Source organism: Bifidobacterium sp. UBA6881 (assembly GCA_002451435.1).
GTDB lineage: Bacteria > Actinomycetota > Actinomycetes > Actinomycetales > Bifidobacteriaceae > Bifidobacterium.
The window spans coordinates 1-6,619 of sequence record DKCF01000095.1; the positions used below are offsets into that span (position 1 = coordinate 1).

The 6,619-nt window shown below is 62.4% G+C and carries 8 protein-coding genes and 1 pseudogene; 6 read left to right on the forward strand and 3 right to left on the reverse strand.

The window, feature by feature from the left end; all coding sequences use genetic code 11:
* Nucleotides 1-37: 37 nt before the first annotated feature.
* The 3 genes from B3C64_RS07520 to ybaK all read left to right on the forward strand — a co-directional run bounded on the left by B3C64_RS07520 (nt 38) and on the right by ybaK (nt 2,643).
* A complete protein-coding gene (locus tag B3C64_RS07520) occupies nt 38-802 on the forward strand; it encodes a thiamine diphosphokinase (RefSeq protein WP_291534853.1) in 765 nt (254 codons plus the stop codon).
* A 148-nt stretch (nt 803-950) separates the two neighbouring features.
* Complete coding sequence (gene gap / locus B3C64_RS07525) at nt 951-2,009, forward strand: type I glyceraldehyde-3-phosphate dehydrogenase (RefSeq protein ID WP_291534854.1); 1,059 nt, start codon at nt 951-953, stop codon at nt 2,007-2,009.
* A 127-nt stretch (nt 2,010-2,136) separates the two neighbouring features.
* The gene (gene ybaK / locus B3C64_RS07530) at nt 2,137-2,643 is read left to right on the forward strand and encodes a Cys-tRNA(Pro) deacylase (protein WP_291534855.1); all 507 of its coding nucleotides are present in this window, start codon (nt 2,137-2,139) and stop codon (nt 2,641-2,643) included.
* A gap of 46 nt (nt 2,644-2,689) precedes the next feature.
* On the opposite strand, the gene B3C64_RS07535 is transcribed toward ybaK, so the two are convergent.
* Nucleotides 2,690-3,709, reverse strand: a complete 1,020-nt coding sequence (locus B3C64_RS07535) for a 4-hydroxy-3-methylbut-2-enyl diphosphate reductase (RefSeq protein WP_291534856.1) — start codon at nt 3,707-3,709, stop codon at nt 2,690-2,692.
* 317 nt (nt 3,710-4,026) lie between these two features.
* Here B3C64_RS07535 and B3C64_RS07540 point away from each other — a divergent pair, with 317 nt between their 5' ends.
* Together B3C64_RS07540 and B3C64_RS08770 are read left to right on the forward strand one after the other, a co-directional pair.
* Nucleotides 4,027-4,977: an aldose 1-epimerase family protein gene (locus B3C64_RS07540; protein ID WP_291534858.1), complete on the forward strand. Its 951-nt coding sequence runs from the start codon at nt 4,027-4,029 to the stop codon at nt 4,975-4,977.
* A 124-nt stretch (nt 4,978-5,101) separates the two neighbouring features.
* The gene (locus B3C64_RS08770; RefSeq protein WP_003817083.1) at nt 5,102-5,176 is read left to right on the forward strand and encodes a 50S ribosomal protein bL37; all 75 of its coding nucleotides are present in this window, start codon (nt 5,102-5,104) and stop codon (nt 5,174-5,176) included.
* 121 nt (nt 5,177-5,297) lie between these two features.
* On the opposite strand, the gene B3C64_RS07545 is transcribed toward B3C64_RS08770, so the two are convergent.
* Together B3C64_RS07545 and B3C64_RS07550 are read right to left on the reverse strand one after the other, a co-directional pair.
* Nucleotides 5,298-5,567 carry a hypothetical protein gene (locus tag B3C64_RS07545; RefSeq protein ID WP_291534859.1) on the reverse strand — a complete coding sequence of 90 codons (270 nt, stop codon included), beginning with the start codon at nt 5,565-5,567 and terminating at the stop codon, nt 5,298-5,300.
* Nucleotides 5,564-6,178: a sigma-70 family RNA polymerase sigma factor gene (locus tag B3C64_RS07550; RefSeq protein WP_298048510.1), complete on the reverse strand. Its 615-nt coding sequence runs from the start codon at nt 6,176-6,178 to the stop codon at nt 5,564-5,566. The genes B3C64_RS07545 and B3C64_RS07550 overlap by 4 nt, the downstream gene beginning before the upstream one ends.
* 113 nt (nt 6,179-6,291) lie before the next feature.
* Here B3C64_RS07550 and B3C64_RS07555 point away from each other — a divergent pair.
* Nucleotides 6,292-6,619: pseudogene (locus B3C64_RS07555) on the forward strand (UDP-N-acetylmuramoyl-L-alanyl-D-glutamate--2,6-diaminopimelate ligase); the annotation flags it as partial.

The window sequence follows — 6,619 nt, forward strand, 5'->3', positions numbered from 1 at the left end:
CATCCGCGTTCCTTCCGCCGCAGCTACACTACTCTCTATGACTTCATCTGATACGCGGATCTGCGTGGTTTTCGGCGCAGGCGAATATTACCGGGAGATTCCGTCCGTGCCGGCGGGCGCCTTCGTGGTCGCCGCGGACGGCGGGCTCGACCATGCGCGCGAGTTCGGCGTCGACGTGGACGTTGCGGTCGGCGATTTCGATTCGATCCGGGGCGACCGCCCACAGGATGACGGCCGCACGGTGACGTTGCCGCCGGAAAAGGACGACCCCGATCTGCTGTCCGCCTTGAAAATCGGCTGGGCGCACGGCGCGCGCGCGTTCCACATATACGGCGCGCTCGGCGGCAGAATCGACCACACCATCGCCAACATCCAGCTCATGGCGCTGCTGGCGGAGCGGGGAGGCACCGGTTTCCTGCACGGCGACGGCGCGCTGGTGACCGCCATCAGCGACGGCGCGCTGGAATTCCCCGCGGCCGATGCGGCGCATGGCGGTATGGTCTCCGTGTTCTCGCACAGCGATGTGGCGTCCGATGTGAGCGAGACCGGCCTCAAATACGAGATCGCGCATGTCGATATGAGCGATGTGCGCGTCAATGGGTTGAGCAACGAGCTGGTTCCCGGCGAACCGGCGAGAATCGAAGTGGGACGGGGGACGCTGGTCGTCACGTTCCCGCTTTCGGCCCCGCTGCCGCGCGTCGAACGCTTCCACGACGTCGAAGGCGATCTTGGTCGTCTCGACACCGCCGTTTCGCCGGCGTTGGTCCGGCGAAACGGCGGCCATGGCCGCGACAATGTGTGAACGCTCACAAAAAACATGGTTTTTCCGAGGAACACGCCCGCGGAACGTTGCCCGAAGTACAGGTGACGCACTACAGTGGGCAGTGTTGGTAAACAATGGCTCTCGTGTGCCCCGGTGCGCGTGTGGCCTACCCTAAAGGGAGAATTACATGACAGTTAAGATTGGTATCAACGGCTTTGGTCGTATCGGTCGTCTGGCGTTCCGCCGCATCTTCGAGCTCCAGGCTCGCGGTGGCCAGGCTGGCGACATCGAAGTTGCCGCCATCAACGATCTGACCACTCCGGCAACCCTTGCCTACCTGCTGAAGTACGACAGCACCCACGGCACCTTCCGTCATGACGACGGCACTCCGGTCGACGTGAAGGCCACCGAGGATTCCATCGTCGTCGACGGCAAGGAATACAAGGTCTACGCCGAGAAGGACGCCAACAACATCCCGTGGGTCAAGAACGACGGTGTCGAGTACGTGCTCGAGTGCACCGGCTTCTACACCTCCGCCGAGAAGTCCCAGGCCCACCTCAACGCCGGCGCCAAGAAGGTCCTGATCTCCGCCCCGGCCAAGGACGACGTCACCCCGACCGTCGTGTTCGGCGTGAACCACAAGATCCTGAAGGCCTCCGACAAGATCGTGTCCGCCGGTTCCTGCACCACCAACTCCATGGCCGCCATGGTCAAGCTGCTGGACGAGAAGTTCGGCATCAAGGCCGGCTTCATGACCACCATCCACGCCTACACCGGCACCCAGATGCTGCTGGACGGCCCGCGCGGCACCAAGACCGGCCGCAACCTGCGCGCCGCCGGCATCAACACCATCGCCCACTCCACCGGCGCAGCCAAGGCCATCGGCAAGGTCGTTCCGTCCGTGAACGGCAAGCTGCAGGGCCACGCCCAGCGCGTCCAGGTTCCGGACGGATCCGTCACCGAGCTGACCACCGTTCTGAACACCGAGACCACCGCCGACGCGATCAACGCCGCTTTCAAGGAAGCCTTCGCTGACTGCGAGTACTACGGCTACAACGACGAGGGCATCGTGTCCTCCGACATCCTCGGCGACACCCACGGTGGTGTGTTCGACCCGACCCAGACCGACGTCAACACCGTTGACGGCGTGACCCTGGCTCGCACCGTGTCCTTCTACGACAACGAGTACGGCTTCACCTCCAACATGATCCGTACCCTGCTGTACTTCGCCGAGATCTCCGAGTGAATTCCCGCGGAACATTCCGCGTGATTCCTCGATGATTTCCGAAAGGGCTTTCGTCTTATGGCGAAAGCCCTTTTTCTATCCGGACGTATCGCGTCTCGCGTATGCGAGAGTCCTATGATGGGGCGCTATGAGCAAGAAAAAACACGAGAAGGGCGCCGGCTCCACACCTGCCACCGTGCAGTTGGAAAAGGCCGGCATCGCATTCAAAACCTATGAATACGCGCATTCGAACGACCATATGGACGACGGCTACGGGGTCGAGGCCGCCACGAAACTCGGATTCGATGAGCATCAGGTGTTCAAAACGCTGATGGCCGACACCGGATCCGAACGCGTGGTCGGGGTCGTGCCGGTCAGCGGCCATATGGACCTCAAGGCGCTGGCCGCCGCGGTCGGCGCGAAAAAGGTCTCCATGGCAGACCCGAAAGTGGCCATGCGCGAATCCGGCTATGTGGTGGGAGGCATCTCGCCCCTCGGCCAGCGCACGCATCACAAAACCGTGCTCGACGAAAGCGCGCTGCAGTACGATGAAATCCTATTGTCAGGCGGCAAACGCGGCTTTTCCGTCGGGCTTGACCCCCACGACCTGCTGAAGGTCCTCAACGCCACGGCCGCCCCCATCGGCACCTGGTGATCGGCATGGCCCGCAGAACCGTCGGCTGACGGCTCTGCGCCTCATATCATCGATCGTATTGCCGGCGTAGTTCCGTCGGCAATACGAAATGCATGTTCTCTTTAATCGTTTCGATGGTGCTCACATCCGCGTAGCCCATGCCCTTGAGCGCGTCCACCACGCCGGACACCAGTTCGTCCGGGACCGAAGCGCCCGATGAGATGCCGACAGACTCGACCTGCGCGAACCACGACGGATCCAATTCGGACGCGTCATCGACGCGATGCGCCCTGCCGCATCCGCCTTGCGTCTGTTCGCCCTCGGCAAACCGCGCGTCCAATCCCTCTTGGGCGACCTCCATCAACCGCACGGAATTCGAGGAGTTCGCCGACCCGACGACCACCATGCAATCACACTGGCGGGCGACCAGTTTGACCGCCGCCTGACGGTTCGACGTGGCATAGCAGATGTCGGAGTTCGGTGGCATCCGCAACCATGGGAAGCGGGCCTTCAGCGCCGCGACGGTACCGGACGTCTCGTCGACGCTCAACGTGGTCTGCGTGAGCAGCACCAATTTCGTGTCCTCCCGGAAATCCAGGGAATCGACATCATCCTCGTGCTCGATCAGATGCACATGCTCGGGAGACTCGCCGACGACGCCCACGGCCTCGTCGTGGCCCTTATGCCCGATGTAGATGATCTCGTACCCTTCTTTGACGAATCGCAGCACCTCACGGTGCACCTTGCTCACCAGAGGGCACGTCGCATCAATTACATGCATGCCGCGTGCCGCGGCCTGCTCCTTGACCTGCGGAGACACGCCATGCGCGGAAAAGACGATCGGGATGCCCGCTTCGGCGGCGGCGTCGGGAATCTCCGACAACTCCTGCACGAACACCGCGCCCTGCGCCGAAAGCTCCTCGACCACATGCCGGTTATGCACGATCTGCCGGCGCACGTACACCGGAGGCAGACCATCCTTCCGCATGCCGCGGGACGCCTTGAGGATCGTCTGCACCGTCAGAATCGCCCGATCCACTCCGGCGCAGAATCCACGGGGATCCGCCAACACGATTCGCTTGGTCATAGCAGAAAGCCTTTCGTCACACAAAAAATCCTTCTCAATATTAGACGCAGCCAAGGAGTCCGCCCACGGCGGGCACATAGGCGGAACCATAACCATCCGGCACAGCCTTCCCCATCGACCGGCGGCATACGCGCGAAACCACGTCAATCCCGCGGAAGCGGCGAAGCCCGAACCCGATCACGGCATGCGCACGGGACCACGGCCGAGCCGCCGCACCGCGCAACATCCGCGGAAACCCCGTCGCAAAGAGACAAAACCCGATGTTAGCGGTACCATGTGTAAGCGAAAACCATCCGAACAGCACTATGGAGTGACCCATGACCTGCTTGAACCTGCCGGCACGCACCGGACAGCAATTCTCCATCTCCCACGGCGACTACAAGGCCGTCGTCACCGAACTCGGCGCGACGCTGCGCAAGCTGACCTACAAAGGCGACGACCTGATCGTCTCCCCCGGACCGGACGACCTGGTGACCTGCTGCCACGGCCAGATCCTGATTCCGTTCCCGAACCGCATCGAGGGCGGCGTCTACACCTTCGAGGGCAAGACCTACACGCTGCCCATCGACGAGCATGACCGCAACACCGCCATCCACGGCTACGGCTACCGCTCCTTCTGGAATCTCGTCTCCCTCGCCGAAGACGCCGTGACCCTGGCATGGCGCTCCCCCAACATGACCGGATATCCGTTCGACATCTACGTCACCGCCGCCTACAGCCTCGCCGACGACGGACTCCACCTGACCATCAGCGCCTACAACAACGGCGATGTGGACGCCCCGTGGGCCCTGGCCATCCACCCGTGGCTCGCCAACAGCCTCAACGGCTACGGCGACGAGATCGACGAGCACAACGCCAAGTGCAGCCTGACGCTGCCGGCACGCACCCACGTCACCGTGGACGAGAACCTCATCCCGACCGGCACCGAGCCGGTGGACGGCACCAAGTACGACCTGCGCAAGGACACCCTGCTCACCGAACAGCCGTTCGACGACGCGTGGACCGATCTGGACCGCGCCGAAGACGGCTCCGTCACCGCCATCTTCACCCGCGCCGACGGCAAGAAGGTGCGTGTCGGCGGCGACGAGACCGTCACCTCCTTCCAGGTGTGCACCGGCACCAAGTTCCCCGCGTTCCAGCACCCGGCGGGCGTCGCCGTCGAACCGCAGACCGCATATGCGAACGCCTTCAACACCGGCGACGACCTCATCGTCATCAAGCCGGGCGACACGTCGAGCACCTCGCTGTTCCTCGGCGCGCTCGACTGAGACGGACGGGCCGTTTTACAGGCCGGCACTTACATTTCGCGCATCGAACGCCGGATTTTACAAACGTCGGGTCGATGTGCGATAATCCCGTAGGCTTATTAATCGCAAGTAAAGGAGTCCAATCATGGGCATGCGCGGACGTAAGCGCAAGGATCGTCGCAAGAAGGCTGCCAACCACGGCAAGCGTCCAAACGCCTGATCCCTGCCGGCGCGAATAGCGCTACAGAGCATGGAGGGGCCCCGCCGAACCATCACGGTTCGGCGGGGCCCCTCTCTTTTCAGCATCGCGGCCCAGACCGTTTCCGCTCCGCCCGACGCCCTCAGTGCGTACGCGAATCCTCACAGCAACGGTCGAGCGTGTCCTTCAACCGGTCGACCAGACACTGCGGCGCGCGCTCCGGTCGCAGATACGCCCGCATCGCCGCGATCAGCGCGCGTTCGCGCTCATCGCAACAGGTCTCCGGATCGAACCATCGGTTCCCGTCACCGCCCTCGTCGGAGACATGCACGCTGGTCTTCGCCACATAGGTCACGCTTCCATCCGAGCCCATCGTGGTAATGGACACATGGCGTTCCACTGATTCGTTCATGATTGCCTCTTTCCGGCCGTGACGTAGCCACGTTCCTTCGCATATGCGGCGAGTTCGCGCTTGAGTTGGGCACGCGCGCGATTCAACCGGCTCATCACCGTGCCGATCTTCACGCCCTGCTCATCGGCGACCTGCTGATACGACTTGCCGTCGATGGCCGCGTCGATGAACACCTGCCTGCGTTCCGGCGGCAGTTTGTCCAGCGCCGCGAGAATCTCCTCGGGGGCATAGGCGTCCAGATACTCCTGTTCGGCGGATTTCAGCTCCTCGCCCGAATGTTCGGAAGCGGAGTACAGATCCCAGTCATCGTATTCGCCGGTGGAATCGTTGGCCCGCTGCGGCCGACGCTTGGACTTGGAATACTGGTTGAAGTAGGCGTTGCGCTCGATGGTCGTCATCCATGCGGCGAAATTGGTCCCCTCCTTGAAGGAACCGAACGCTTTGAATCCACGTTCGAAGGTGTCCTGCACCAGATCCTGGGCGTCGTCGGGATTGTTGGTCAATCGCATGGCCTGCCGGTAAAGCGCGTCCACGATGGGCATGGCAAGCCGCTCGAAGCGCGCGCGCCTGTCCTTCATGCTTTCCGTCTGTACTTCAGTCACGCCTCCCATTCTAGCGAGCGCGTCACGGCATGAATGAGCAAACTCCTCGCAACCTTTCAGTGGGCTCCCAGAATTCGATGGTTTGGTAGGAATCGTCCGATTAAGCTACCAGAGGAACTTCCATGTCTTTGACCCTTGCAAAAGCGGCATCGCTGCTGCTGGAGCACCATCTGCTGAATGAAATCATCACCCCTCAGGGATGGACGCTGAACGCCGACGGCATCACCGACGCGCATGCTTCTTTCACCCATATCACTTACGACACGCGTTCGGTGCGGAAGGGAACCCTGCTGGTCTGCAAGGGCCGGTTCAAGCCGGAATTCCTCGACGGCCTTGATGACAAAGGCCTTGCGGCATATGTCTCGCAAACCGACTATTCCGCATACACCGATGCGCCGGGGCTTATCGTCACCGACGCGCGCAAGGCGCTGAGCCTGCTGTCGGCGGAGT